This window comes from Variovorax endophyticus (genome assembly GCF_025376855.1).
GTDB lineage: Bacteria > Pseudomonadota > Gammaproteobacteria > Burkholderiales > Burkholderiaceae_C > Variovorax.
In genome coordinates this window covers 1-25708 of the sequence record NZ_JAHUTH010000051.1, presented here as the reverse complement: position 1 = coordinate 25708, position 25708 = coordinate 1, and the positions used below count along the sequence as shown (strand labels likewise).

The following is a 25708-nucleotide window of genomic DNA, read 5'->3' as shown; positions in this document are numbered from 1 at the left end:
CTAGTGCGCGGCCGAAGCCGCCCTGTGGTCCTCTCTGATCATGTCGACGGCCTTCTCGGCCATCATCACCGCGGGGGCGTTGGTGTTGCCCGACACCAGCGTGGGCATGGCCGAGCAGTCGACCACGCGCAGGCCGCCGATGCCGTGCACGCGCAGCCGCGCATCGACCACCGCGAGCGGGTCGTGCCCCATGCGGCAGGTGCCGGTGGGATGGAAGATGGTGGCGCCGTTGTTGCGGCAGAACTCGAGCAGCTCGGCATCGCTCGCGGCCTGCGCGCCGGGCTTCACCTCGCGCTTGACGTAGGGGCGCATCGCGGGCGCCTCGGCGATGGCGCGCGCGGCCTTCACGCCGGCCACCGCGGTGGCGCGGTCGAGTTCGGTCGCGAGGTAGTTGGGCTGCATCTCGGGCGGCTCGGCGGCGTCGGTCGAGCGGATGCGGATGTGGCCGCGCGACTCGGGCCGCAGCTGGCACACCGAGAAGGTGAAGCCCGAGTAGGGATGCACCTTGCCGCCGGCCATGTCGGCCGAGAGCGTGGCCACGTGGAACTGGATGTCGGGCGTGGCGGCCACGGGGCGGCCCGCCTCGTCCTTGAGCGCGCGCATGAAGCAGCCGCCCTGGTTGATGCCGATCGCGAGCGCGCCGCTGCGGTGCAGCAGCCATTCGAGGCCCAGGCCGAGCTGGCCGACCCAGGAGTTGAGCTGGTCGTTGGTGGTGATGGGCTTGGTGCACTCGTAGCCGAGACGGATCTGCAGATGGTCCTGCAGGTTCTCGCCCACGCCCGGCAGTTCGTGCACCGGCGCGATGCCGAAGCGGTCGAGCAGCGCGCGCGGGCCCACGCCCGAGAGCTGCAGCAGTTGCGGCGACTGGATCGAGCCTGCGGAAAGCAGCACCTCGGCGCGGCAGCGCGCGGTCTTCTCCACGCCGCCCTGCCGATAGCGCACGCCGGCCGCGCGCCGGCCCTCGAACACGAGGCCGGTGGCCAGCGCCTCGGTCTCGATGCGCAGGTTGGGGCGGTGGCGCGCCGGCGCGAGGTAGGCCTTGGCGGTGCTGCAGCGCAGGCCGCGGTGCGTGGTGAGCTGGTAGTAGCCCGCGCCTTCCTGCACCGCGCCGTTGAAGTCCTCGGTGCGCGGCACGCCGGTCTGCCGGGCGCCTTCGATGAAGGCCTCGATCAGCTCGTGCCGCGCGCCGATGTCCGACACCTTGAGCGGCCCGTCGCCGCCGTGGAACTGGCTCGCGCCGCGCTGGTTGCCCTCGGAGCGCACGAAGTAGGGCAGCACCTCGTCGTAGCCCCAGCCCGGGTTGCCGAGCGCGGCCCAGTGGTCGTAGTCCTCGCGCTGGCCGCGGATGTAGATCAGGCCGTTGATCGAGCTCGAGCCGCCCAGCGTCTTGCCGCGCGGCCAGTAGATGCGGCGGCCGTTCATGTTGGGATCGGGATCGGTCTCGAAGCGCCAGTTGTAGACCGGGCTCCACATGGTCTTGCCGTAGCCGATCGGCAGGTGGATCCACGGCGAGCTGTCGCGCGGCCCGGCCTCGAGCAGCAGCACGCGCGTGGCCGGGTCCTCGCTCAGGCGCGCGGCCAGCACGCAGCCGGCCGAGCCGGCGCCCACCACGATGTAGTCGAAGACTTCTTCACTGCGAGAGTCAGGCATGCGTGCGGTCCGGCGATGGAACAATGGCCTCGGTCCGTCGCATCCTAGGTTATTGATTTTCGGAACGCAATGTTCCACTTTAGAGGTTTACCCGCATGCCCCGTCCCGCGCGTTCCGCTGCCGCCCCTGTTGCCGCGCCCGTGGTTGCCCCTGTCGAGGAGCCCGTTTCCGGTTCCTCGGCCGAGCGCAGCCTGCGCCTGCTCGCGCTGCTGGCCCACGAGGGCCGCGCGCTGTCGCTGGCCGATCTCGCGGCGCAGCTGGGCCTGCCCAAGGGCACCGCGCACCGCATCTGCACCCAGCTGCTGGCCACCGGCTTTCTCGCGCGCGACCTCGACGAGCGCTCCTTCGTCGTCGGCCCCGCGCTGCGCCAGCTCGCCTTCGACACGCTGAACCACGGCAGCGTGCGCGGCCTGCGCCACGAGGTGCTGGCCGCGCTGGTGCAGGAGGTCGGCGAGACCTGCAACCTCACCACGCTCGACGGCGCGCGCGTGCTCTACCTCGACCGCGTCGAGGCCCAGTGGCCGCTGCGCCTCACGCTCGACGTGGGTTCGCACGTGCCGCTGCACTGCACCGCGAGCGGCAAGCTCTTTCTCGCGCAGATGCCGAAGAAGGCGCGCGACGCGATGATCGACGGCCTGCCGCTGCCGCGCATGACGGCCAGCACCCTCACCGACCCCGCCGCATTGCGCGCCGAGTGCGACGCGATCGCGCAGGACGGCTTCTCGCGCGACCGCGAGGAGTTCATGGCCGGCCTGGTGGCCGTGGCCGTGCCGGTGCGCGACGCGGCCGGCGCGGTGCGCGCCGCGCTCGCCGTGCATGCGCCGACCGCGCGCATGTCGATGGCCGATGCCGAGCGGCGCATCGATGCGCTGAAGGCCGCGGCGCTGCGCATGGGCGGCTTGCTGTGAGCGACGGGGCCTGGGGCGCTTGGCGGGCCGCGACAAAGCGCACAGAATGAACCTGTCCGTGCGTCGTTCCGGCACGGTCTTCCTCTCATCTTCATGCGAACCCCTCTGCTCGCCACCACCCCGTTGCGCACGCTGATCGTCTCGGCCGTCTTCGTGCTGGGCGCATCGGCGAGCTCGGCCGAGGTGGTGCGCTGCCTCGACGCCAATGGCGCCACCGTCTACACCGACGGTGCCTGCCCGAGCGGCACGCGTTCGTCGCGGCCCGTGCAGATCGCCGAGCCGCCGCCGCCTTCGGCCCTGCAGCCGGCCCCGCCCGCGCGCGCGCCCGACTACGCGCCGCCGCCTGCCGCCGCCGCGCCGGCGCCGCCCTCGAACCCGGGGCTGTCGATCATTCCGCGCTATCCCGACGAAGGGCGCGCGGCACAGGCCGATCCCGAGCCGGTCTATCTCTGGGGCCCCGATCCGTACGCCTACCCGCCGCCGAGGCGGCGCGTGCAGCCTCCGCCCCCGCATGTGCACGACCCCGGTCCGGGTCGCCGGCCCTGCGCCCACATGGCGGGGCTGCGCCGAAACAACTGCTGAGGCGCCCGCTTCAGCGCCACTGCAGCAGCAGCGACCAGGGTTGCCGGCTCATGTGCCGATCGATGCATCCCGCCGCGTCCGTCGCGCAGCCTTCGGGCAGGTAGCTCGGATCGAGCGTCCGCGTGCCCGGCGCGAAGTCCAGCCGGCGCAAGGTGACCGACTGCAGCACGTTGCCGCCGACCGCGTCGAAGCCGCGTGCGTCGACGGCCGTCACCACGTCGCAATGCATCGGCAGCGCCGCGCCGCCCGTGGGCCGCGTCGCGAGCACCGTGCCGATCTTGGCGAAGCTGTCGAGCGCCGAACGCGCGCCGCGCGTCTGGCACACCAGGTCGCCCACGCGCGGCGGCGTGCGTGCGAGATCGCAGGCCCGCAGCGCGAAGCGCGTGGCACGGCCCGCCGCTTCGTCGGCGCCGGCCTTCCAGGCCGCGCCCGCGTAGTCCACGTGCGCCTCGGAGAACACGAACTCGTCCGCGCCCAGGTCCGCCTGCCGCGCGAGCCAGCTGATGAAGGCGGCCGACCACGGCGTGTCGATCACCGCGACGCGGTCGATCGCCGCCGCCATCGCGCGCAGCTCGGCCGCGTCGAGGCCCTGGTCGGGCCCCACGCCCAGCCCCATCAGGCGCGAGGCGCTGGCCTGGTTCAGCGCCTCCAGCAGCAGCGTGCGATCGGCCGGCCGCAAGGCACCGAAGCGCACCAGCGAGGGCAGCTTCACGCGCGGCTGGTCGACCGCGTCCCAGTAGCCGAGCACGCGCTGCCATGGCGCGGGCGCGAAGCGCGAGACGCGGCCGTCCTCGGCCTCGGAACTGCCCGCGTCGACCATGCGGCCTTCGGCATCGAGGGTCTGGGCGCCGAAGGCCTCGTGCTCGCGTTGGGCGGCGGCGGCCATCGCGAGGGCGCGCGGGGGCGACGGGGCCTCGGCCGTGGCCAGGCAGGATGTCGCGGCGAAGGCGGGCGCACCGACGAACAGGCACGCGGCCAGCAGCCAGGAGCGCATCGAAGGAGAGGGGCGGCGAAGCAGCGGCATGCCGGGCAAGCATAGCCCGGCGTGCGGGTGGGCGAAGCATCGAGCTGCCACCTCGGCGCGTTACCCTTCGCTCCGAGGCCGCACCCCGGCGGCCCTGCGAAACGGAGCGACGATGGCAGACAAGATCCTGGTGTTCTACGGTTCCTACCGCGCCGACCGCATGGGCGTGCGGCTCGCGGACTACCTGGTCGAGCGGCTGGCCGCGCGCGGCGCCGAGGTGGAGCTGATCGATGCCAAGGCCGTCGACCTGCCGATGCTCGACCGCATGTACAAGGAGTACCCGGCGGGCACGGCGCCCGAGGCGATGGAGACGCTGGCGCGCAAGATCCGCGCGGCCGACGCCTTCGTCTTCGTGACCGGCGAATACAACTGGGGTCCGCAGCCCGGCCTCAAGAACCTCACCGACCACTTCCTCGAGGAGTGGTTCTGGCGGCCTGCGGCGATCGCGAGCTATTCGGCCGGCCGCTTCTCGGGCGTGCGCTCGGGTACGGTGTGGCATTCGATTCTCTCCGAGATGGGCATGATCGTGGTGTCGAGCACGCTCGCGGTCGGCCCGATCTCGCAGACGCTCGACGCGCAGGGCCAGCCCACCGGCGCGCCCGGCGCCTCGCTCGACCGGGCCTTCGGCCGCTTCGCCGACGACCTCGCGTGGTGGACCGAAGCGGCGCGCGAACAGCGCGCGCGCAAGGCACCGCCCTATTGACCTTCTTCGAGGAGACCCGCCATGCGGCTCACGCCCTTCCTGATGTTCACCGGCCAGGCCCAGGCCGCGATGGACTTCTACCTCTCGCTGTTTCCCGAGGCACGCATCACCGAGATCGAGCGCTACGGCCCCGCGGGCCCGGGCGCCGAGGGCACGGTGCTCAAGGCGCGCTTCGAGCTCGGCGGCCACAGCCTGCTGTGCATCGACAGCCCGCCCGTGCATGCCTTCGGCTTCACGCCCTCGATCTCGCTGTTCATCGACTGCGACGACGAGGCGCAGCTGCGGCGCCTGTTCGACGGGCTGGCCGAGGGTGGCCAGGTGCTGATGCCGGTCGATGCCTATCCGTTCAGCCGCCTCTACGGCTGGGTGCAGGACCGCTTCGGCGTCTCGTGGCAGCTCAACCTGCCCTGAGGCGCGCGCTGCTTTCGTCGCCGGGGGGGCTGCCCCCGTGCCGCAGGCGATAGGCCGAGGGCGTGCAGCCGAAGGCCGCGCCGAACGCGCGCGTGAAATGCGGAATGTCCTGGAAGCCCCAGCGCAGCGCGATGGCCGAGACCGGCCGCCGGTCCGCGGGGTTCGCGAGGTCCTGCGCGCAGCGCGCCATGCGCTGCGCGCGGATCCACGCGGCCGGCGTGCTGCCCTCGTGCGCGAAGGCCAGGTGAAGGTAGCGCACCGAGACGCCGAAGCGCCGCGCGATCGAGGGCACGTCGAGTTCGGGTGAATCGAGCGCCTCGAGCACATGGGCCTTGACCCGGCGCACCAGCAGCTGGCGGTGCGCATCGCGCATCGGCGGCGCAGGCGCCACGCCGGCATCCGCCGCGCGCGCCGACTCGGCCACGAGTTCGCACAGCAGCACCGCCAGCCGCTCGGCCGCGGGCCCCGCGGGCAGCCCGCCGCCGTCCATCAGCGACTGCATGAAGCCCGAGGCCGCGCGCCCGATGCCGGCCGGCCCGCCGAGCGCGCGCGCGAACAGGGCGCGCGGCTCGCTGACGCGCGGCAGCAGCAGCTCGCGCGGCACGCGCAGCGACAGCACTTCGAAGCGCTCGTCGAAATGCAGCGTGTAGGGCCGCGCCGTGTCGACGATGCTGAAGGCGCCGGGCGTCACGCGCGCCTCGCGGTGGCCCTGGCGCACGATGCCTTGGCCCGCGACCTGCAGGTTGACGAACAGCCGGTCCTGAGGATCGCGCCGGATCTGCGAGAAGTCGCGCACCACGGTGTGGGCCTCGGCGCGGATGCGCGCCACGTTGATAGCGCCGATGCCTTCCATGTCGACCCGGCTCGCGAAGCCCGCGCCGCGCTCGGCCGAGCGCGGATCGAGTGCCGCGAAGGCCTCGCACACCACCTCGCGCCAGTAGGCGAACTGCTCGGGCGCGGCGACGGCTTCGGTGGACCAGGACTTCATGTGCGCACCTGTGGGCGGGCGGTTGAGATACGCATCATCGCGACGGCGCGCGGGCCTTGCAAGCCGCGCGCCCGCGCTGCGCGTTCCGGCAAGGCGCCGTGCACGAAACGACAAGGCCGCTTGGGGGTGGCGCGGCCAGACTGCGGCCCCACCCATCACCCGACCGGATTTCCCATGACCATCGACTTCACCCTCGACCCCGCGCGCCGCGCGCTCCAGCTCGATGCGCGGCGTGCCGCCAGCGAGGTGCTCTCGCAGGTGCGCGCCGCCACGCGCGGGCTGCACACGCCCGGCGAGCGCTTCCGCGCCACGCGCCCGATGTACGAGGAGATCATCCGCCGCGGCTTCCTGCGCCGGCTCATGCCGCAGCCCTTCGGCGGCGAGGGCACGGGCATGGTCGACCTCGCGATCGTGGCCGAGGAGTTCCATGCGGTCGACTGCAATGTCTCGCTGACGCTGTTCGCCAACCTGCTGGGCCTGGCGCCGCTGTTCATCGCGGGCACGCCCGAACAGCACCGGCGCCTGCTCGCGCCCTTCCTCGCGTGCGAGGGCGCGCCGCTGGCCGCGCTGGCCAACAGCGAGCCCGGCGGCAGCGCGAACTTCGCCGCGCCGCGCCCTGGCGAGGGCGTGCGCACGACGGCTGTGCGAGACCAAGGTGGCGAAGGCGGCTGGCGCATCCACGGCACCAAGCAGTGGGTGTCGGCCGCCACCGGTTGGGACGGCGAGGGCGCCGACCTGCTCAGCGTGGTCTGTCGCACCGACCCCGAGGCACCGCCCGAGGCCGCGCTCTCGATCCTCGTGGTGCGGCGCGGCGCGCCGGGCCTGGTGCCGCTGCACGACATCGATGCCATGGGCCACCGCGCGCACCTCGTGCCGCGCTTTCGGCTCGACGGCGTGGCCGTTCCCGACGCCGACGTGGTGGGCCCGGTGGGCGGCGCGCGCGACATCGTCGAGGCCAGCTTCTCGGGCACCGCGGCGCTGGTCGGCATCATGGGCGTGGGCCTGATGCGCGCGGCCTTCGACGTGGCGCTGCGCTTCGCGAAGACCGAGTGCCGCGGCGGCGCGCTGCCCATCGTCGAGCACCAGGCCGTGGGCTATGCGCTGGCCGATGCCAAGACCACCATCGAGGCCGCGCGCTACCTGGGCTGGAAGGCCTGCGATGCGATCGACCGCCAGCTGCCCGGCGCGCTCGAGCTCGCGCTGCAGTCGAAGATCTTCGGCTCCGAAGCCGCCGTGCGCGTCATCACCGACCTGATGCGCGTGGTGGGCATCGACAGCTACGGCCACGAGCTGCCGCTCGCGGGCCTGCTGCAGGACGCGATCGCGCTGCCGCTGTTCGACGGCGGCAACATGGGCGTGCGCCGGCGGCAACTGCATGCACTGCTGCGCGCGGCCGACTACGACCCGCTCACGGCCGCTGGCATCGCCTGAGCACGCTGGTCAGCTTCGGCTGGGTGCCGAGCCGCAGAATCCCGTCACCAAGAAAGCGGGAAGCAAAAGCAACATGCCCAATGCCGTCAAGACCATCCGCGCCTTCAACGCGGACCGCGATCCCGAACGCCTGGCGATGAAATACGCCAACCTGCGTTCGAGCCCCTTCGTCTTCCTGCGCGGCACCTGCCACCTGTTCTACGACCGCCTGCCCTCGGGCGCGCTGTTCGCCAAGGCGCCGCCGGCCTGGCTGTGCGGCGACGCGCACCTCGAGAACTTCGGCAGCTACAAGGGCGACAACCGGCTGGTCTATTTCGACCTCAACGATTTCGACGAGGCCGCGCTCGCGCCCGTGACCTGGGAATTGGTGCGCTTCCTCACGAGCATCCTCGTGGCCGGCGACGGCCTGGGCCGCGGCGCCGCCGAGTCCGCCGCGCTGTGCAGGGTCTTCGTCGACGCCTACGCGGGCGCGCTCGCGCTCGGCAAGGCCCGCTGGGTCGAGCGCGACACCGCGACCGGCCTCGTGCGCGAACTGCTCGACACGCTCAAGGCGCGCACCCGCCCCGCCTTCCTCGACCGGCGCACCGAGCGCAAGGGCCGCCGGCGCCTGATCCGCTGCGATGGCAAGCATGCGCTGCCGGCGAGCGACGCGCAGCGCGAGCGCGTCGTCAAGCTGGTCGACCGCTTCGCGGCCTCGCAGCCGAATCCGGATTTCTTCAGGGTGCTCGACGTGGCGCGGCGCATCGCCGGCACCGGCAGCCTCGGCGTGGAGCGCTACATCGTGCTGGTCGAGGGCAAGGGCTCGCCCGATGCCAACTACCTGCTCGATCTCAAGCAGGCACTGCCGTCCTCGCTCGCGCCGCACCTGAAGAAAACGGCGCAGCCCGCCTGGGAATCGGAGGCGCACCGCGTGGTCGCGCTGCAGCGCCGCATGCAGGCCGTGTCGATGGCCTTCCTGCATCCCATCGTGACGCGCAAGGCCTCCTATGTGCTGCGTGGCCTGCAGCCCAGCGAGGACCGCGTGAGCCTCGACGCGCACCGCACGCGGCCCGCCGACATCCGCGCGGTGATCGACGACATGGGGCAGCTCATGGCCTGGGCGCAACTGCGCAGCGCGGGCCGGCAGGGCTCGGCCATCGCGGACGCCCTGGTCGACTTCGGCGCTTCGGCGAAGTCGTGGCGCGCGGACCTGCTCGACGCCGCGCAGCAGTGCGCCGCGCAGGTGGCGACGGACTGGGCGCTGTACTGCGAGGCCTACGACGCGGGCGCGCTGCTCAGCCGACCAGCCCGACCACCGAGCGCACCACGCTGACCGCCGCCAGCACGATCAGCAGGTTCAGCACATGCCGCCTGAACTGCTCGGGCGACACCCCCTTGAACGAGCGCTGCCCCCACCAGATGCCGGCCAGCATCGCGGGCGCGAGCCACAGCGCCCACTTGAAGGTGTCGGGCCCGAGCAGCTTGCCGGTGGCGTGGGCGGCCGGCATCAGCGCGGCGCTCGCGAGCGACACCACGTCGCTGAACAGCAGCAGTGCGATCAGCGTGGCGCGCAGGGCGGCCGGTGCCATCGCGGTGGTGCTCAGCAGCACCGCGATGGCGATGCCGCCGATGGCCGCCACGCCGTTGATGAAGCCCGAGGCCAGGCCGGCGCCGAAGCGCACCGCGCGCGTGGGCACCAGCGTGGCGCGCGCGCCGCTGCGCAGCAGCAGCGCGGCGGCCATCAGCAGCGCGCCGATCAGAAGCCGCAGCGGCGTTTCCGGCAGCCAGGCCAGCAGCGCCACGCCGAGCGGAATGAACAGCAGGTTGCCGAGCATCAGCCAGCCCAGCCAGGGCATGTCGACGTCGCGCGCGATGCCGCGCAGCTGGCTCAGGCTCGCGAGGATCTCGAGCATGAAGATCGCGGGCACCACCAGCGCGGGCGAGACCACGAGCGACATGCCGGCCACGGTGATGGCCGAGAAGCCGAAGCCCGCGAAGCCGCGCACCACGCCGGCAGCGAACACCACGCACAGGCTGTAGGCGAGCAGCAGCGGCGCCAGCGGCGGCGTCAGCAGGTCGGCCGGGTTCATGCCGCGAACAGCGGCAGCAGCTTGAGCCGCTGCACCTTGCCCGAGGGCCCGCGCGGCAGGTCGGTCACGAAGCGGTAGTGGCCCGGCGCCTTGTAGCGACCGAGCGCCTCGGCGCTGAAGGCGCGCAGCTCGTCCTCGCCACAGGCGCAGCCTTCGCGCAGCACGATGCACACGCCGACCTCCTGGCCGTAGTGGCGGTCGGGCACGCCGACGGCCGCGGCCTCGAGCACGGCGGGATGCCGCAGCAGGGCCTCGTCGATCTCGCGCGGCGCGATGTTCTCGCCGCCTTTGATGATCAGTTCCTTGATGCGTCCGGTGACGAAGAAGAAGCCGTCGGCATCGCGGTGGCCGAGGTCGCCGGTGCGCAGCCAGCCGTCGGGCGTGAAGCTGGCGCGCGTGGCCTCCTCGTTCTTGTAGTAGCCGCGCATCACGTTGGGCCCGCGGATCGCGAGCTCGCCGGTGCTGCCGTCGGGCACTTCGGCGAGTGACGCGTCGATCACGCGCGCCTCGCAGCCCGAGGCGCGGCCGACCGAGCCCAGCTTGCGCCGCGCCGGGTCGAGCGGGTTCGAGAACGAGGGCGCGGCAGTCTCGGTGAGGCCCATGGTCTCGACGATGCCGATGCCGAACAGGCGCTCGAAGGCGCGGTGGTGCTCGGGCGGCAGCGCGGCCGAGGCCGAGCGGCAGAAGCGGATCGCGGCCGTGCGCTCGCGCGCCGGTGCCTCGCCCTCGAGCAGGTAGGAGATCATGGTCGGCACCACGTTGATCCAGCTGCAGCCGGCCTGCGTGGCCTGCTCCCAGAAGCGGCCGGCCGAGAACTTCGGCGGCATCGCGAGGCTGCCGCCGTGCGCGAGCGGCGCCAGCATGGTCACGCAGAAGGCGTTGATGTGATAGAGCGGCAGCACCGCGAGCACGCGGTCGGCGCTTCCCAGTTCATGCTCGGCGCTGATGGCATGCGCGTTGGCCGCGAGGTTGCGCTGCGTGAGCATCACGCCCTTGGGCTGCCCCGTGGTGCCCGAGGTGTACATCAGCAGCGCGACCGCGTCGGGCGAAGGCGCGGGATGTTCCTTCGCTTCGCCTTCTCCCGGCAGCGCGAGCCCGTCGGGATCGGCCACCAGCACCGACACCGGCCGGCCGATGTCCGCGAGCATCGCGCGCACGCGCTCCTCCCACTCGGGCGCCACGCAGACGACGCGGCAGTCGGAGTGCGCGAGCACGTAGCGCATCTGCTCGGGCTGCGACAGCAGGTTGACCGGGTTCACGACCATGCCCGCATGCATGGCGCCCAGCAGCAGCCGCAGCGTCTGCAGGCCGTTGGGCATCACGACCGAGATGGTGTCGCCGGGCCGCGCGCCGGCGGCCTGCAGCGCGCCGGCCACGCGGCGGCAGCCCTGCGCGAGCGCGGCGCAATCGATGCGCGCCTCGCTCTCGGTGGACAGCGCATACACCGCGCCCGGCTGGCGCGCGGCGACCTGCTCGATCAGGCCATGGACGGTGTCGCCGTCGCCCGCCGCCATGCTCAGTGCGCTCCGTGCCGCGCGAAGAAGGCGCCGAAGATCTGTTCCTCGCTCGGCACCTGCTCGGCGATCGGCCGCGACACGCGCGTGATGTTGAGGTAGTGCCGGTAGTTCATGTTGTCGGAGAAGTTGTTGCGGCCCCAGGTGCCGCAGCCCATCGAGAGCGAGAACGGCAGGCCGTTGTCGAAGCTGCCGCCGGTGGCGATGCAGTGCGCCTGGTCGACGATCACGCGCGACACCGGCAGCGTCAGGCCGAGCTCGAGCGCGCGCTCGGGCACGGCCGAATGCAGGCCCACCGAATGGCCCGCGCCCTCGTAGCCGTAGATGCGCTCGACGATCGAGGCCGCCTGCGCGAAGTCGCGCGCCGCATAGACCGCGAGCACCGGGCTGAGCTTCTCGCCCGAGAACGGATGGTCGTGGCCCACGCCGTCCTCGGCCACCATCAGGATGCGCGGATCGGCCTCGGCGATTGCCTGCCAGGCCGCGCGGTTGGCGCCTTCGACCTCGGCGGCGCGCTCGGCGATGGCGCGCGCCGACTGGCCGATGACCGCGGGCGAGAGCTTGCCCCCGGGCCACATCAACTGCTGCAGCGTGGCCTTCTGCGCCTCGCCGAGCATCACGGCGCCGCGGTCCTTGAGGGCGGCGAGCATTCGCGCGCGCACCGCGTCGACGACCACCAGGCTGTTCTCCGACGAGCAGCTGGTCGCGTTGTCGAAGGTCTTCGAGCGCACGATGCGGTCGGCCGCGGCTTCGGTGTCGGCCGTTTCGTCGACGATGCCCGCGACATTGCCGGCGCCCACGCCGAAGGCCGGCGTGCCGCTCGCATAGGCGGCGCGCACGTTGGCCTGCGAGCCGGTGGCCACCACCAGGTCGCACAGCCGCATCAGCTCGGCCGTCGACTGCTTGTTGACCGGCGCGGGCAGCAACTGCACCAGGTCGCGCGGCGCGCCGATGCGGTCGAACTGCTGGTGGATGAATTCGATGAGCCGCGCCGCGGTGCTCCAGCCCTTGGGCGAGGGCGCAACGATCACCGCGTTGCGGCCCTTGAGCGCGTTGATGATCTTGTTGGCCGGCGTCGCGCCCGGGTTGGTCGAGGGCGTGATCGCGCACACCACGCCGACCGGCCGCGCGATCTCGACGATGCCGCGCGCCGGGTCCTCGGCGATCACGCCGACCGAGCGCGCGCCCTGCAGGTCGCGCAGCAGGCCGAAGGTCTTGCGGTGGTTCTTGCGCACCTTGTCCTCGACGTTGCCCACGCCCGTGTCGGCCACCGCCAGTTCGGCGAGTTCGCGGTTGCGCGCGGGTTCGATGATGGCCCAGCCGGCGGCCGTCACCGCCATATCGACCTGGGCCTGCGACCAGGTCTCGTAGATGCGCTGTGCCGCGCGGGCACGTGCCACGAGGTCGACGATGGGGCTGGAGGCTTCTGAGGAGGATGCGGAGGGATTCATGGCATGAAGAAGAAAAACTAGTCGACGCGGATGTTCGCTTCCTTGGCGAGCTTGCTCCAGCGCACGAGTTCCGTGGAGACCACCTTGCCGAGCTGCTCGGGCGTGCCGCCCACGCCTTCGCTGCCCTGGGCCAGCAGCTTGTCGCGGATGTCGGGTTCCTTCACCACCGTGTTGATCACGCGGTTGAGCCGGTCGATCGCGGGTTGCGGCGTCTTCGCGGGCACGAACACCGCGTACCAGGAGTCGACGTCGAAGTCGGGGACGCCGGCCTCCTGCATCGTCGGCACCTCGGGAAAGGCGGCGCTGCGCTTGGTGGTCGACACGGCCAGCGCCTTGAGCTTGCCGGCCTTCACGAACTGCGCCGCGGCGGGAATCGACACCCACAAGAGCGGCACCTGCCCGCCCATCACGTCGACGACCGCCGGGCCGCCACCGCGGTAGGGCACGTGCGTCATCTGCGTGCCGGTGCGCAGCTTCAGCAGCTCGCCCGCGAGGTGGCCGGGCGAGCCGTTGCCCACCGAGGCGAAGGAGATGCTGTCGGGCCTGGCCTTGGCCAGCGCGACCAGCTCGGCCACCGTGCTGGCCGGGAACTGCGGATTCGCCACCAGGATCTGCGGCAGCGAGGCCACCAGGCCCACGGGTGCGAAGTCCTTCGCGGTGTCGAACGAGAGCTTGGCGTAGATCGCGGGGTTGATGGTGTGCGAGGACAGCGTGAACAGCACCGTGTAGCCGTCGGCCGGCGACTTGGCGACGAGTTCGGTGCCGATCGAGCCGGCCGCGCCGCCGCGGTTGTCGATCACGACCGGCTGGCCCAGCAGCGCCTGGAAGCGCTCCTGCACGATGCGCGCGATCACGTCGGTGCCGCCGCCGGGCGGGTAGGGCACGATCAGCTTGATCGGCTTGCTGGGGTAGTCGCTCCCGTTCTGCGCGAACGCGGCCAGCGGCGATGCCAGCGTCGCGGCGGCCAGCAGCCCCGCGCGCAACCAGGGGGCGAACAAGGACAGTCTCATGCGGGTCTCCTTCTCGTTGTGGTGGCGGGGGCGGTGGCGGGGCGGTAGCCCAGCGTGGCGCTGGCGTCGCGCGCGCAGGCCATGATGCGTTCGGAGAGTTCGCGCGCCTGGGTGCGCGCGAAGCGGATGGAGGGCACGCTCATGCCGACGGCGGCCACGGCCGTGCCGCGCGCGTCGAACACCGGCACGCCGAGGCCGCAGACGCCCAGGCGCCATTCCTCGCGGTTCTCGGCATAGCCGCGCGCGCGGCTGCGCTCGAGCTCGGCCTGCAGCGCATCGAAGTCGACGATGCTGTGCGGCGTGTGGGGCTGCAGCGTGCCGAACAGCGCCCGCAGCGCGGCGGCGTCGAGCCGCGCGGCCGCCAGCATCGCCTTGCCCGAGGCCACGCAGCAGGCCGGCGCGCGGCCGCCGATGCGCGAATAGGCGGCCACGGGCAGCGGGCTGTCGAACTTGTCGAGGTAGACGATCTCGGCGCCGTCGAGCACCGCGAGATGGATGGTCTCGCCGCTGGCCTGCGCCAGTGCCGCGAGGTGCGGGCGCAGCAGCGCGCCGATGTCGGCCGCCTCGGAGACCATCGCGCCGAGCTCGAACAGCCGCAGGCTCGGCCGGTAGGCACTGGTGTCGGCGTCCTGCACCGCCCAGCCGCATTCCACCAGCGTCTGCAGCGTGCGATGGGCATTGCTGCGCGCCATGCCGAAGGCATTGGCGACGTCGATCACGCGGCAGGCGCGTGCCTGGCGCGCCATCCATTCCATGACGGCGAGGCCTTTGGCGAGCGTGGAATCCATGCGTCTCCGTTCGTCCGATTTTTTGCTTGTTCCAAATATTGGAACAGCGTTCGGATAATTGAAACTCAATGTACAAACGCGGCCTGCGCTTGTCAACGCGACACTTTCGGCTGACATGGGCTCTGGGAGGCTGTCGAATGCGGGTAGCCGGACGCAGAGGACGCGAAGGTTTCGCGAAAGACGCAAAAGGAACTCAAGAAGAAATCTGGTTTTCCCTTTCGCGTCCTTTGCGGAACCTTCGCGTCCTCTGCGTCCGGAAGTCCGCTCCTGTATTCAGTGCCTATGCCGCCCCGCCATCAACCCGATCACCTCGCGGAAGATCGCGTTGCCCGTCGAAGCCGCGAGGTCCAGCACGTGGCTGTGGCTGTAGTAGGGGCTCAGGTCCAGCCCCACGCCGATGCCCGCGATCGCGATGTCGCGCTGCTGCTCCTGGCGCGCCAGCACTTCGCGCAGGTGGTGGTCTAGGTAGTGCGGATCGTTGGCGAGATGGGTCGCGCTGTCCATCGGCGAGCCGTCGGAGATCACGAGCAGCAGCTTGCGTTCCTCGCCGCGCGCGCGCAGCCGCGTGCAGGCCCAGTCCACGGCCTCGCCGTCGATGCCTTCGCGGAACAGCTCGGGCCGCAGCAGCGCGGCCATCGGCGCGCGCGCGCGGCGCCAGGGCGTGCCCGCGGCCTTGAACACCAGGTGGCAGCGTTCGTTGAGCCGGCCCGGGTGCGCGGGCCGGCCCGCGCGCAGCCATTCGCGCTGCGCGCGGCCGCCGTTCCAGGCGCCGGTGGTGAAGCCCAGCACTTCGCTGGCCACGCCGGCCTGCTCGAGGGCGCGCGCGAGCACGTCGACCAGCATCGCGACCGATTCGGCATGCTCCTTCATCGAGCCCGAGCAATCGATGAGGAAGCTGACCACGCAATCGGCCAGCGGCTCCTCGCGCTCGATACGGAACAGCCGCCGCTCGGCCGGCGAGGCCACGAGCCGGGCGAGCCGGCGGCCGTCGATGCGGCCTTCCTCCTGGCCGCCGTCCCAGCCCTCGCGCACGGGCTCGGCCAGCAGCGCGCGCAGTTCGCGCGCGAGCCGCGCCAGGTTCACGCCCTGCGCCGCGATGCGGCGGTCGAGCCGTTCGCGCAGCTCGGCCAGCAGCTCGCGGCGCACCAGCGTGGCGGCCTCGTGCTCGCGGTCGTGCTCGGTGGTGAACACGCGGTAGGCGGCGCCGGCCTCCTCGAGCAGCCGGCTGCGCCCCGACTGCGCGCTGACATGCTGCTCGACGATCTCGCGGTCCATCTCTGCGACCAGGCTGAACACGCTGCGCTTGTCGTCGGTGTCGTTCTGGTGCGCATCGGGTGCTTCGTCATCGCCGCCGGCTTCATGCAGCATCGTGGCGACCGTGCGCGCGATCGCCAGCGCATGCACGGCATACGCGGCCTGGTCGAAGCGATCGCGCCGCAGCCCGCCCAGCGCATGGCCGATGCGCGGCGCCAGCGCGAAGCGCGTGGCCTCGAGCATGTCCTCGGTCTCCTCGACCACCTGCTCGCCGCTCACGCGCGCACGGCAGATCTGCGCCACCGCGTACAGCAGCAGGCCGCGCGCGGTCTCGGTCAGGCCCGAGTGGTGGAAGGCCAGCGACCACTGTTCGTGGCGATGGCGCAGGTTGCGCCGCATGCCGGCCATGGCCTCGGGCACCAGCGCCTCGGCGCGGAACTGCTCGAGCATCTCGAACAGCATGCGCTCCACCGGCTCCTCGGGCTGCAGCGTGCGGTGCAGCGCGGCATCGGAGCCGGCGATGCGCAGCGCGAGGCCATCGGCCACGCCGCGGAACGATTCGAAGTCGTCGGTCTCGGGCGAGGGATGCAGGTGCGGCGCGAACCACGGCAGCGGCATGCGGCCGCGGTGCAGGCGCCGGCCGCGGAAGTGCAGGTCGCGCTCGCCGCTGAAGGCGCGCACCACGCCCGCGCAGAGCTCGGCGACGCGTTCCTCCTGCCGAACCTTGCGGATGTCCTGCTGCGTCATGGCGCGCCGCGCTCAGCCGTCCGCGAGCCGGTGCGATTCGGCGAGCTCGCGGTCGAAGCAGCGCTGGAAGTACTCGGCCACCAGCGGCCGCTCGGCCTCGTCGCACTTGTTGACGAACGAGAGGCGGAAGGCCAGTGCCACGTCCTTGAAGATCTCGAGGTTCTCGGCCCAGGTGATCACGGTGCGCGGCGACATCAGCGTCGACAGGTCGCCGGCCGCGAAGCCCTTGCGCGTGAGGTCGGCCACCGCCACCATCGCCGCGACCGTGGCGCGGCCCGCCGCGTCGGTCAGCGAGGGCACGCGCGCCTGCACGATCGCGATCTCCTCGGCCGTGGGCAGGTAGTCGAGCGAGGCGACGATGTTCCAGCGGTCGATCTGCGCATGGTTGAGCCGCTGCGCGCCGTGATACAGGCCGTTGAGGTTGCCCAGGCCGACCGTGTTGGCGGTGGCGAACAGCCGGAAGAAGGGATGCGGGCGCAGCACCTTGTTCTGGTCGAGCAGTGTGAACTGGCCGTCGCGCTCGAGGATGCGCTGGATCACGAACATCACGTCGGGCCGGCCCGCGTCGTACTCGTCGAAGATCAGCGCCACCGGCCGCTGCAGCGCCCAGGGCACCATGCCTTCCTGGAACTCGGTGACCTGCTTGCCGTCGCGCAGCACCACCGCGTCCTTGCCGACCAGGTCGAGCCGGCTGATGTGGCCGTCGAGGTTGAGCCGCACGCAGGGCCAGTTCAGCCGCGCCGCCACCTGCTCGATGTGGGTCGACTTGCCGGTGCCGTGCAGCCCCTGCACCATCACGCGCCGGTCGCGCATGAAGCCCGCGAGGATCGCGAGCGTCACGTCGGGGTTGAAGCGGTAGACCGCGTCGATCTCGGGCACGTGCGCGTCGCGTTCGGCGAAGGCGGGCACCTGCAGGTCGGCGTCGATGCCGAAGGTCTCGCGCACGCCGACGAGGCGCGTGGGTTGGAGGGCGGCGATATCGTTCATGGGGCGGGTGGGTGTGGGGGTGTCAGGCCTGCGCACGGCGCGCGGGCGCCGCATCGGCATCGATGCGGCTCAGCGCCAGCGCCGCGCGCTGCAGCGCGGGCAGCAGCGTCTTCGCCTTCGCGATGTCGAGCCGCATCACCGGCGCCTGCACCGCGATGCAGAGGTTCGACGGGTTCTCGCCCGCGGCCGGCACCAGCGCGGCGATGCACAGCAGGCCGGGCAGGAACTCCTCGTTGTCGATCGCGAAGCCGTTCTCGCGCACGCGCCGGATCTCGGCCTCGAGCGCCGCGGCATCGGTCAGCGTGCTCGCCGTGTAGGCCTCGAGCGAGGCATTCGCCAGCAGCCGGCGGCGCTGCGCCTGGCCCATCTGCGCGAGGAACATCTTGCCGCTGGCCGAGCAGTGCACCGGCACGCGCGAACCCGGGTGCAGGTAGAAGCGCAGCGGCGCCGCGGTCTCCACGCGGTCGAGGTAGACCACCTCGCTGCCCGAGAGCGCCGTGAGGTTGCAGCTCTCGCCGATCTCCTCGACCAGCTGGCGCAGCACCGTGTGGCGCGCGCCGTGCAGGCTGTCGTTGAACAGCAGGTTCTCGGCCAGCCGGCGCAGCCGCGTGCCCATGCCGTAGTGGCGCCCGTCGCCCTCGCGTTGCAGCAGGCCCGCGCCCTCCATCTGCTGCAGCATGCGGTGCAGCGTGGGCTTGGGCAGGCCGGTCTCCTCCACCAGGCCCTGCAGCGAGTAGCGCTGGTCCTTGGCGGCGATCACCTCGAGCAGCGCGAACAGCCGCATCGCCGGGGTGTCGGCGCCCGTGGCCTCGGTGGCGGGCGGAAGCGACTTGACGATCTTCATGGCGGCGGATCATAGTCCTTTTGCAAAAAATAGAACATTACGTACCGATTTTCGGAATTTGTTTGACGCCGCCCGGCACCCGTCCTATAGTCCGCCCGATTCGCCAACCCCGAAATACGGAACTTCCCGTTCCGGCTTTTTGCAGTCCGCCGTCCAGCCCTTCATCCGCAGGAGACACCGACCCATGAGCAAGCAACCCACCCGCGAAGCCGTCACCGGCGTGCAGAAGATGACGCCCTCCGAGGCCTTCGTCGAGACCATGGTCGCCAATGGCGTGACCGACATCTTCGGCATCATGGGCTCGGCCTTCATGGACGCGATGGACATCTTCGCGCCCGCCGGCATCCGCCTCGTGCCCGTGGTGCACGAGCAGGGCGCGGCCCACATGGCCGACGGCTATGCCCGCGTGTCGGGCCGCCACGGCGTGGTGATCGGCCAGAACGGCCCCGGCATCAGCAACTGCGTGACCGCGATCGCGGCCGCCTACTGGGCGCACAGCCCGGTGGTGATGATCACGCCCGAGACCGGCACCATGGGCATGGGCCTGGGCGGCTTCCAGGAGGCCAACCAGCTGCCGATGTTCCAGGAGTTCACCAAGTACCAGGGCCATGTGAACAACCCCAAGCGCATGGCCGAGTACACCGCGCGCTGCTTCGACCGCGCCATCTCCGAGATGGGCCCGACCCAGCTCAACATCCCGCGCGACTACTTCTACGGCGAGATCACGACCGAGATTCCGAAGCCGATGCGCGTGGAGCGCGGCGCCGGCGGCGAGAACAGCCTCAACGCCGCGGTCGAGCTGCTGGCCAGCGCGAAATTCCCCGTCATCCTCTCGGGCGGCGGCGTGGTCATGGGTGATGCCGTGGAAGAGTGCAAGGCGCTCGCCGAGCGCCTGGGCGCGCCGGTGGCCAACGGCTACCTGCGCAACGACTCCTTCCCCGCGAGCCATCCGCTGTGGGCCGGCCCGCTGGGCTACCAGGGCAGCAAGGCCGCGATGAAGCTGATCGCGCAGGCCGACGTGGTGCTCGCGCTCGGTTCGCGCATGGGCCCCTTCGGCACCCTGCCGCAGCACGGCATGGACTACTGGCCCAAGGAGGCGAAGATCATCCAGGTCGAGGCCGACCACACCAACCTGGGCCTGGTGAAGAAGATCACCGTCGGCATCCACGGCGATGCCAAGGCCACGGCCAAGGCCCTGCTCGAGCGCCTTGCGGCCAAGACCCTGGCCTGCGACGCCACCAAGGCCGAGCGCGCCGCGAAGATCAAGGCCGAGAAGGAGGCCTGGGAGAAGGAGCTCGACGCCTGGACCCACGAGCGCGACCAGTTCAGCCTCGACGTCATCGAGGAAGCCAAGGGCGAGAAGACGCCCACCGGCGGCACCTACCTGCATCCGCGCCAGGTGCTGCGCGAGCTCGAGAAGGCGATGCCGCCGCGCGTGATGGTCTCGACCGACATCGGCAACATCAATGCGGTATCGAACAGCTACCTGCGCTTCGAGGAGCCGCGCTCCTTCTTCGCGCCGATGAGCTTCGGCAACTGCGGCTACTCGCTGCCCACCATGATCGGCGCCAAGTGCGCCGCGCCCGACCGTCCGGCCGTGGCCTATGCGGGCGACGGCGCCTGGGGCATGAGCATGGTCGAGATCATGACCGCCGTGCGGCACGACATTCCCGTGACCGCGGTCGTGTTCCACAACCGCCAGTGGGGCGCCGAGAAGAAGAACCAGGTCGACTTCTACAACCGCCGCTTCGTCGCGGGCGAGCTCGAGAGCGAGAGCTTCGCGGGCATCGCCAAGGCCATGGGCGCCGAGGGCATCGTGGTCGACCGCCTCGAGGACGTGGGCCCGGCGCTCAAGAAGGCCATCGACCTGCAGATGAACCAGCGCAAGACCTGCGTGATCGAGATCATGTGCACGCGCGAGCTCGGCGATCCGTTCCGCCGCGACGCGCTCGCGAAGCCGGTGCGCTTCCTCGACAAGTACAAGGACTACGTCTGATCGGACGGCGCCGCGCATGACCGACCAGCTGCTCACGCTCAACGCGGGCTCGTCGTCGATCAAGGTTGCGCTGTTCGACGCGGCCGGTGCCGACGGCGCGCTGCCCGCCGCGCACTGGTCGGGCCAGGCCGATGGCCTGGGCGCGGGCCTCGATGCGCGGCTGCGCATCCGCGATGCGCAGGGCCGCACGCTGCACGACGCGAAGCTTGAGGGCGATGCGCGCTCGCACCGCGGCGCGCTGGCCGCGCTGCTCGACTGGCATGCGCACCAGGGCGGTGCCGGCCGCATCGCGGGCGTGGGCCACCGCATCGTGCATGGCGGCATGGACTTCGTGGCGCCGGTGCGCATCGACGACGCCGTGCTCGAGGACCTGGCCGCGCTCGAGCCGCTCGCGCCGCTGCACCAGCCGCACAACCTCGCGGGCGTGCGCGCCGCGATGCAGGCCTTCGCCGGCGTGCCGCAGGTGGCCTGCTTCGACACCGCCTTCCATGCGGTGCAGCCCGAACTCAACCGGCGCTTCGCGCTGCCGCGCGAACTGCACGACGCGGGCGTGCGGCGCTACGGCTTCCACGGGCTCTCGTACGAATCGATCGCGCACCAGCTCGCGCGGCAGGCGCCCGAGGTGGCGAACGGCCGCGTGATCGTCGCGCACCTGGGCAATGGCGCCTCGATGTGCGCCATCGCGCAGGGGCGCTCGGTCGCCACCACCATGAGCTTCTCGCCGCTCGACGGTCTCACCATGGGCACGCGCTGCGGCCGGCTCGATGCGGCCGTGGTGCTCTACCTGATGCGCTCGCGCGGCATGTCGGCCGACGCGGTCGAGAAGCTGCTGTTCCGCGAATCGGGCCTGCTCGGGCTCTCGGGCGTGTCGAGCGACATGCGCGCGCTCGAAGCATCAGACGCACCCTCGGCCGCCGAGGCCATCGACCATTTCGTCGAGCAGGTGGTGCAGCACATGGGCAGCCTCGCGGCGGCCCTGCGCGGTGTCGATGCGATCGTGTTCACGGGCGGCATCGGCGAGAACGGTGCCGGGTTGCGCGCGCGGGTGCTCGAGGACTGCGCCTGGATGGGGGTGGAGCTCGATGCTGGCGCCAATGCCGGGGGGCAGGCGCGGATCTCGACCGGTAGCAGTCGCATCGGTGCGTGGGTGCTGCGCACCGACGAGGAAGCGGTGATTGCGCGCCACACGGCGCGCGTGCTGGCCTAAGCCGGCAGCGGCGCCACCGCCCCGCGCGGCACGCTCGCGCCGCAATGGCGCAGGAAGTCCGCGGTCGCGCGGCCCAGCAGCTTGTCGCGGTGCATCACGGTCGCGAGCCGGCGCGTGCCCGCGGGCAGCCTCGTGCGCAGCTCGATCAGGTGCCCGTCCTCCAGCGCCTGCGCCACCGTGTAGCGCGAGAGGCACGCCAGCCCGCTGCCCGAGGCCACCACGCGCTTGATGGCCTCGGTGCTGCCGAGCTCGAAACCCACCTGCACCTGCTCGAGGTTCTGGATCAGCCAGGCGTCGGTGACCTGGCGCGTGCCCGAGCCGTGCTCGCGCAGCACCCAGGTGGCCTGCGACAGCTGCCGGTGCGTGGCGACACGGCCGGCCAGCGCATGGCCGGGCGCGGCCACGATCACGAGCTCGTCGGTGCGCCAGGCGCGCACCACCAGGTCGGGATGGGTCTGCGGCCCCTCGATGAAGCCGACGTCGACGTCGAAGCCCGCCACCGCGTCGATCACGTCGCGCGTGTTGGCGATGTGCAGGTGCACCTGGCTCTGCGGATGCAGCGCGGTCCAGGCCGACACCCGCTCGGGCAGCAGGTACTCGCCGATGGTGAAGCTGGCCGCCACGCGCAGCGGCGCCGCATGCTCGCCGCTGAACAGGGCCTGCACTTCCGCGGCCTGGTCGAGCAGCGCCTGCGCCTTGGGCAGCAGTGCGCGGCCGTTCTCGTTGAGCACCAGCCGGCGGCCGATGCGGTCGAACAGCAGGGCGCCAACCGAGCCCTCGAGGTCGGCCAGCGCGCTGCTGGCGGCCGATTGCGAACGTGCGATGCGATCGGCCGCGGCACGCGTGCTGCCGCCGCGCGCGGTGGCCACGAAGACCTCGAGCTGGCGCAGGTTGAGGCGCAGGCGGGTCGAATTCTGCTGATCTGATTTTCCGGTCATCGTGAGCAATATTCTGCGCTTTTCCGTTCGATCGATGCTGCCTACCATCGACCGGGCCACGCTTGAAAACAAAGGACCGCCAGTGTTCAGTTTCCTGTCCCGCGAGCCCGTGCACGACCCGCTGGCGGCGCCCACGCCGACCGACCGGACCGAGGTCAAGACCACCACCTGCTACATGTGCGCCTGCCGCTGCGGCATCCGCGTGCACCTGCGCGAGGGCGAGAACGGGCCCGAGGTGCGCTACATCGACGGCAACCCCGACCATCCGCTCAACAAGGGCGTGATCTGCGCCAAGGGTTCCTCGGGGATCATGAAACAGGTGTCGCCCGCGCGGCTCACGCAGCCGCTGCTGCGCAAGCCCGGCAGCGAACGCGGCGCCGGCGAGTTCGAGCCGATCGGCTGGGACCGCGCCTTCGAGATCCTGACCGAGCGGCTCGCGAAGATCCGCGCCACCGATCCGAAGAAGTTCGCGCTGTTCACCGGCCGCGACCAGATGCAGGCGCTCACCGGCCTGTTCGCGCGCCAGTTCGGCACGCCCAACTACGCGGCGCACGGCGGCTTCTGCTCGGTCAACATGGCCGCGGGCATGATCTACACCATCGGCGGCAGCTTCTGGGAATTCGGCGGCCCCGACCTCGAGCGCGCCAGGCTGTTCGTGATGATCGGCACCGCCGAGGACCACCACAGCAACCCGATGAAGATCGCCATCAGCAAGTTCAAGCGCGATGGCGGGCGCTTCATCTCCATCAACCCGGTGCGCACCGGCTACTCGGCCATCGCCGACGAATGGATTCCGATCAAGCCCGGCACCGACGGCGCGCTGCTGATGGCGCTGCTGCACGAGCTGATCGCGAGCGAGCTGATCGACCATGCGTTCCTGAAGCGCTTCACCAATGCGCCGCAGCTGGTGGTGCTCAACGACTGCGAGCGCGAGGGCCTGTTCGCCTTCGACCCCGAGCGCGGCCCGCCGGGCGACGGCCGCAACCCGCACAACAAGCTGGTGTGGGACAAGGCCAGCGGCAGCGTGAAGCCGGCCTACCCCGAGGGCATCGCGGACGGCTGCGACCCGGCGCTCGAGGGCCACTACACGCTGGCCGACGGCACGCGCGTCGCGCCCTCGTTCCAGCTGCTGCGCGAGCGCGTCGCGAGCTGCACGCCCGAATGGGCGCAGGCCATCACCGGCATCGATGCGGCGCGCATCCGCAAGCTCGCGCGCGAGATGGGCGAGACCGCGCTGCGCCAGGCCTTCGAGCTGCCGATCGCCTGGACCGATGCTTGGGGCAAGCGGCACGAGACCACGCAGGCGCGGCCCGTGGCCTTCCATGCGATGCGCGGGCTGGCCGCGCATTCGAACGGCTTCCAGACCGTGCGCGCGCTCGCGATCCTCATGAGCGTGCTCGGCACCATCGACGCGCCCGGCGGCTTTCGCCACAAGGCGCCGTACCCGCGCCACATCGTGCCCAACTACCGGGCCTTCAACGACCCCGGGATGATCCAGCCGAACACGCCGCTCAATGCGGCGCCGCTGGGCTTCCCGGCCAGCCCCGACGAGCTCGCGATCAACCCCGACGGTTCGCCGATCCGCATCGACCATGCCTTCTCGTGGGAGCATCCGCTGTCGGCCCACGGGCTGATGCACAACGTCATCACCAACGCGGTGAAGGGCGATCCCTACCGCATCGACACGCTGCTGATCTTCATGGCCAACATGGCCTGGAACTCGAGCATGAACACGATGGCCGTGCGCGAGATGCTCAACCGCAAGGACGAGCAGGGCGAGTACATGATCCCGTTCCTGGTGGTGTGCGACGCCTTCCAGAGCGAGACCGTGGCCTTCGCCGACCTGGTGCTGCCCGACACCACCTACCTCGAGCGCCACGACGCGATGAGCATGCTCGACCGGCCGATCTCGGAGTTCGACGGGCCGGTGGATTCGGTGCGCATTCCGGTGGTGCCGCCCGCGGGGCAGTGCAGGCCCTTCCAGGAGGTGCTGATCGAGCTGGCCTCGCGGCTGAAGTTTCCCGCCTTCACCACGGCCGAGGGTGGCCGCAAGTACGCCGACTATCCCGACTTCGTCGTCAACTTCCAGCCGCAGCCGGGCATCGGCTTCCTGATGGGATGGCGCGGCAAGGACGGCACCGAGCACCTGCGCGGCGAGCCCAATCCGAAGCAGTGGGAGGCCTATGCGCAGAACAACTGCGTGTTCCAGTACCACATGCCCGAGACCATGCACTACATGCGCAACTGGAACCGCGAGTACCTCGACTTCGCGAAGGACAAGGGCTGGCGCCAGCGCAACGACCCGGTGCAGCTCGCGCTGTACTCCGACACGCTGCAGAGCTTCCGCCTCGCCGCGCAGGGCAAGAGCCCGGGCCGCCAGCCGCCCGAGGGCCTGCGCGAGCGCATCGCCACCTACTTCGACCCGATGCCCTTCTGGTATGCGCCGCTCGAGGAGGCCGCGACCGACACCGCGGCCTATCCGCTCAATGCGCTCACGCAGCGGCCGATGGCGATGTACCACTCGTGGGATTCGCAGAACGCGTGGCTGCGGCAGATCCACAGCCATAACTACCTGCACGTGAATCCCGTGACGGCCGAAGCCGCGGGCATTGCCGATGGCGGCTGGTGCTGGGTCGAGAGCCAGTGGGGCAAGGTGCGCTGCATGCTGCGCTACAGCGAGGCGGTGGAGCCCGGCACGGTGTGGACCTGGAATGCCATCGGCAAGGCCGACGGCGCATGGCAGCTCGCACCGGGCGCCGACGAGGCGCGCAAGGGCTTCCTGCTCAACCACCTGATCAGCGAGGAACTGCCGTGCGCGGGCACGGCCAGCGGGCGCATCAGCAATTCGGATCCGATCACCGGCCAGGCCGGCTGGTACGACGTGCGCGTGCGCATCCGGCCGGCCGAGCCCGGCGAGCCCGAGCAGAGCTATCCGCAGTTCGCGAGCATGCCGAGCGCGCCCGGGGTGCGGGGCAAGGCGGCGCAGGTGTTGACGTACTTTGCGGGGAGGGGGCGGAAATGATGCAGTGGTTGAAGGACTTGCTGGCGAGCGCATCGCAGCCCCAGCCCGTGGCGGAAGCCGCCGGTGCCTTTCTCCCTCCCCCTCTGGGGGAGGGCGGGGGTGGGGGCTACGGCGATGCCATCGGGCGCATTGCCTCAGCGACGGCTGTCGCGCCCCCACCCCGGCCCTCCCCCAGAGGGGGAGG

21 protein-coding genes are annotated in these 25708 nt (G+C 71.2%); 9 read left to right on the top strand and 12 right to left on the bottom strand.

All coding sequences use genetic code 11. The features are described 5' to 3' along the window. On the bottom strand, positions 1–1650 hold the full coding sequence (locus tag KV106_RS38400) for a GMC family oxidoreductase (RefSeq protein WP_261217514.1): 1650 nt from the start codon (positions 1648–1650) through the stop codon (positions 1–3). Positions 1651–1745: 95 nt separating this feature from the next. Here KV106_RS38400 and KV106_RS38395 point away from each other — a divergent pair, with 95 nt between their 5' ends. Together KV106_RS38395 and KV106_RS38390 are read left to right on the top strand one after the other, a co-directional pair. Continuing rightward, complete coding sequence (locus KV106_RS38395; protein ID WP_409976600.1) at positions 1746–2558, top strand: IclR family transcriptional regulator; 813 nt, start codon at positions 1746–1748, stop codon at positions 2556–2558. A gap of 93 nt (positions 2559–2651) precedes the next feature. Then, positions 2652–3140, top strand: coding sequence for a DUF4124 domain-containing protein (locus KV106_RS38390; RefSeq protein ID WP_261217511.1), 489 nt, complete (start codon positions 2652–2654; stop codon positions 3138–3140). Between the two features lie 10 nt (positions 3141–3150). Here the strand turns inward: KV106_RS38390 and KV106_RS38385 are convergent, their stop codons facing one another. Further along, on the bottom strand, positions 3151–4164 hold the full coding sequence (locus KV106_RS38385) for a DUF2272 domain-containing protein (protein WP_261217510.1): 1014 nt from the start codon (positions 4162–4164) through the stop codon (positions 3151–3153). Between the two features lie 112 nt (positions 4165–4276). Between KV106_RS38385 and KV106_RS38380 the strand changes: the two genes are divergently transcribed. Both KV106_RS38380 and KV106_RS38375 read left to right on the top strand, forming a co-directional pair. Next, positions 4277–4867 (top strand): NADPH-dependent FMN reductase, encoded by a 591-nt coding sequence (locus KV106_RS38380; RefSeq protein WP_261217508.1) that lies wholly within the window; start codon positions 4277–4279, stop codon positions 4865–4867. Between the two features lie 21 nt (positions 4868–4888). Beyond that, entirely contained in the window at positions 4889–5278 is a 390-nt protein-coding gene (locus KV106_RS38375; RefSeq protein ID WP_261217506.1) for a VOC family protein, read from the top strand. On the opposite strand, the gene KV106_RS38370 is transcribed toward KV106_RS38375, so the two are convergent. Further along, entirely contained in the window at positions 5265–6266 is a 1002-nt protein-coding gene (locus KV106_RS38370; protein ID WP_261217504.1) for an AraC-like ligand-binding domain-containing protein, read from the bottom strand. The two genes, KV106_RS38375 and KV106_RS38370, sit on opposite strands and share 14 nt — an antisense overlap. A 174-nt stretch (positions 6267–6440) precedes the next feature. Here KV106_RS38370 and KV106_RS38365 point away from each other — a divergent pair, with 174 nt between their 5' ends. Beyond that, positions 6441–7697, top strand: coding sequence for an acyl-CoA dehydrogenase family protein (locus KV106_RS38365; protein WP_261217502.1), 1257 nt, complete (start codon positions 6441–6443; stop codon positions 7695–7697). Positions 7698–7770: 73 nt separating this feature from the next. Further along, positions 7771–9009, top strand: coding sequence for a DUF2252 domain-containing protein (locus KV106_RS38360; protein ID WP_261217500.1), 1239 nt, complete (start codon positions 7771–7773; stop codon positions 9007–9009). Here the strand turns inward: KV106_RS38360 and KV106_RS38355 are convergent. The 8 genes from KV106_RS38355 to KV106_RS38320 all read right to left on the bottom strand — a co-directional run bounded on the left by KV106_RS38355 (position 8972) and on the right by KV106_RS38320 (position 18361). Then, positions 8972–9766 carry a sulfite exporter TauE/SafE family protein gene (locus KV106_RS38355; RefSeq protein ID WP_261217498.1) on the bottom strand — a complete coding sequence of 265 codons (795 nt, stop codon included), beginning with the start codon at positions 9764–9766 and terminating at the stop codon, positions 8972–8974. The genes KV106_RS38360 and KV106_RS38355 overlap by 38 nt on opposite strands. Then, positions 9763–11280 carry an AMP-binding protein gene (locus KV106_RS38350; RefSeq protein WP_261217496.1) on the bottom strand — a complete coding sequence of 506 codons (1518 nt, stop codon included), beginning with the start codon at positions 11278–11280 and terminating at the stop codon, positions 9763–9765. The genes KV106_RS38355 and KV106_RS38350 overlap by 4 nt, the downstream gene beginning before the upstream one ends. A gap of 2 nt (positions 11281–11282) precedes the next feature. Further along, the gene (sauS, locus tag KV106_RS38345; protein WP_261217495.1) at positions 11283–12731 is read right to left on the bottom strand and encodes an acylating sulfoacetaldehyde dehydrogenase; all 1449 of its coding nucleotides are present in this window, start codon (positions 12729–12731) and stop codon (positions 11283–11285) included. Between the two features lie 17 nt (positions 12732–12748). After that, positions 12749–13741, bottom strand: coding sequence for a tripartite tricarboxylate transporter substrate binding protein (locus KV106_RS38340; protein ID WP_261217494.1), 993 nt, complete (start codon positions 13739–13741; stop codon positions 12749–12751). After that, positions 13738–14529, bottom strand: coding sequence for an IclR family transcriptional regulator (locus tag KV106_RS38335; protein WP_261217492.1), 792 nt, complete (start codon positions 14527–14529; stop codon positions 13738–13740). The genes KV106_RS38340 and KV106_RS38335 overlap by 4 nt, the downstream gene beginning before the upstream one ends. A 273-nt stretch (positions 14530–14802) precedes the next feature. After that, entirely contained in the window at positions 14803–16530 is a 1728-nt protein-coding gene (locus KV106_RS38330) for a cobaltochelatase CobT-related protein (protein ID WP_261217491.1), read from the bottom strand. Positions 16531–16542: 12 nt separating this feature from the next. After that, positions 16543–17517: an AAA family ATPase gene (locus KV106_RS38325; protein WP_261217489.1), complete on the bottom strand. Its 975-nt coding sequence runs from the start codon at positions 17515–17517 to the stop codon at positions 16543–16545. A gap of 22 nt (positions 17518–17539) precedes the next feature. After that, complete coding sequence (locus KV106_RS38320) at positions 17540–18361, bottom strand: IclR family transcriptional regulator (RefSeq protein WP_261217484.1); 822 nt, start codon at positions 18359–18361, stop codon at positions 17540–17542. 184 nt (positions 18362–18545) lie between these two features. Here KV106_RS38320 and xsc point away from each other — a divergent pair, with 184 nt between their 5' ends. Continuing rightward, positions 18546–20357 (top strand): sulfoacetaldehyde acetyltransferase, encoded by a 1812-nt coding sequence (gene xsc / locus KV106_RS38315; protein WP_261217483.1) that lies wholly within the window; start codon positions 18546–18548, stop codon positions 20355–20357. A gap of 16 nt (positions 20358–20373) precedes the next feature. Then, a complete protein-coding gene (locus tag KV106_RS38310; RefSeq protein WP_261217481.1) occupies positions 20374–21564 on the top strand; it encodes an acetate/propionate family kinase in 1191 nt (396 codons plus the stop codon). On the opposite strand, the gene KV106_RS38305 is transcribed toward KV106_RS38310, so the two are convergent. Next, a complete protein-coding gene (locus KV106_RS38305) occupies positions 21561–22502 on the bottom strand; it encodes a LysR family transcriptional regulator (protein ID WP_261217479.1) in 942 nt (313 codons plus the stop codon). The two genes, KV106_RS38310 and KV106_RS38305, sit on opposite strands and share 4 nt — an antisense overlap. Before the next feature lie 82 nt (positions 22503–22584). Here KV106_RS38305 and KV106_RS38300 point away from each other — a divergent pair, with 82 nt between their 5' ends. Beyond that, complete coding sequence (locus KV106_RS38300; protein WP_314733669.1) at positions 22585–25524, top strand: molybdopterin oxidoreductase family protein; 2940 nt, start codon at positions 22585–22587, stop codon at positions 25522–25524. Positions 25525–25708: the final 184 nt, after the last annotated feature.

Bases quoted from the DNA above. Each gene is read 5' to 3' on its own strand.
- KV106_RS38400 (WP_261217514.1), bottom strand. From the start codon at position 1,650: ATGCCTGACTCTCGCAGTGAAGAAGTCTTCGACTACATCGTGGTGGGC.
- KV106_RS38395 (WP_409976600.1), top strand. From the start codon at position 1,746: ATGCCCCGTCCCGCGCGTTCCGCTGCCGCCCCTGTTGCCGCGCCCGTG.
- KV106_RS38390 (WP_261217511.1), top strand. From the start codon at position 2,652: ATGCGAACCCCTCTGCTCGCCACCACCCCGTTGCGCACGCTGATCGTC.
- KV106_RS38385 (WP_261217510.1), bottom strand. From the start codon at position 4,164: ATGCCGCTGCTTCGCCGCCCCTCTCCTTCGATGCGCTCCTGGCTGCTG.
- KV106_RS38380 (WP_261217508.1), top strand. From the start codon at position 4,277: ATGGCAGACAAGATCCTGGTGTTCTACGGTTCCTACCGCGCCGACCGC.
- KV106_RS38375 (WP_261217506.1), top strand. From the start codon at position 4,889: ATGCGGCTCACGCCCTTCCTGATGTTCACCGGCCAGGCCCAGGCCGCG.
- KV106_RS38370 (WP_261217504.1), bottom strand. From the start codon at position 6,266: ATGAAGTCCTGGTCCACCGAAGCCGTCGCCGCGCCCGAGCAGTTCGCC.
- KV106_RS38365 (WP_261217502.1), top strand. From the start codon at position 6,441: ATGACCATCGACTTCACCCTCGACCCCGCGCGCCGCGCGCTCCAGCTC.
- KV106_RS38360 (WP_261217500.1), top strand. From the start codon at position 7,771: ATGCCCAATGCCGTCAAGACCATCCGCGCCTTCAACGCGGACCGCGAT.
- KV106_RS38355 (WP_261217498.1), bottom strand. From the start codon at position 9,766: ATGAACCCGGCCGACCTGCTGACGCCGCCGCTGGCGCCGCTGCTGCTC.
- KV106_RS38350 (WP_261217496.1), bottom strand. From the start codon at position 11,280: ATGGCGGCGGGCGACGGCGACACCGTCCATGGCCTGATCGAGCAGGTC.
- sauS (WP_261217495.1), bottom strand. From the start codon at position 12,731: ATGAATCCCTCCGCATCCTCCTCAGAAGCCTCCAGCCCCATCGTCGAC.
- KV106_RS38340 (WP_261217494.1), bottom strand. From the start codon at position 13,741: ATGAGACTGTCCTTGTTCGCCCCCTGGTTGCGCGCGGGGCTGCTGGCC.
- KV106_RS38335 (WP_261217492.1), bottom strand. From the start codon at position 14,529: ATGGATTCCACGCTCGCCAAAGGCCTCGCCGTCATGGAATGGATGGCG.
- KV106_RS38330 (WP_261217491.1), bottom strand. From the start codon at position 16,530: ATGACGCAGCAGGACATCCGCAAGGTTCGGCAGGAGGAACGCGTCGCC.
- KV106_RS38325 (WP_261217489.1), bottom strand. From the start codon at position 17,517: ATGAACGATATCGCCGCCCTCCAACCCACGCGCCTCGTCGGCGTGCGC.
- KV106_RS38320 (WP_261217484.1), bottom strand. From the start codon at position 18,361: ATGAAGATCGTCAAGTCGCTTCCGCCCGCCACCGAGGCCACGGGCGCC.
- xsc (WP_261217483.1), top strand. From the start codon at position 18,546: ATGAGCAAGCAACCCACCCGCGAAGCCGTCACCGGCGTGCAGAAGATG.
- KV106_RS38310 (WP_261217481.1), top strand. From the start codon at position 20,374: ATGACCGACCAGCTGCTCACGCTCAACGCGGGCTCGTCGTCGATCAAG.
- KV106_RS38305 (WP_261217479.1), bottom strand. From the start codon at position 22,502: ATGACCGGAAAATCAGATCAGCAGAATTCGACCCGCCTGCGCCTCAAC.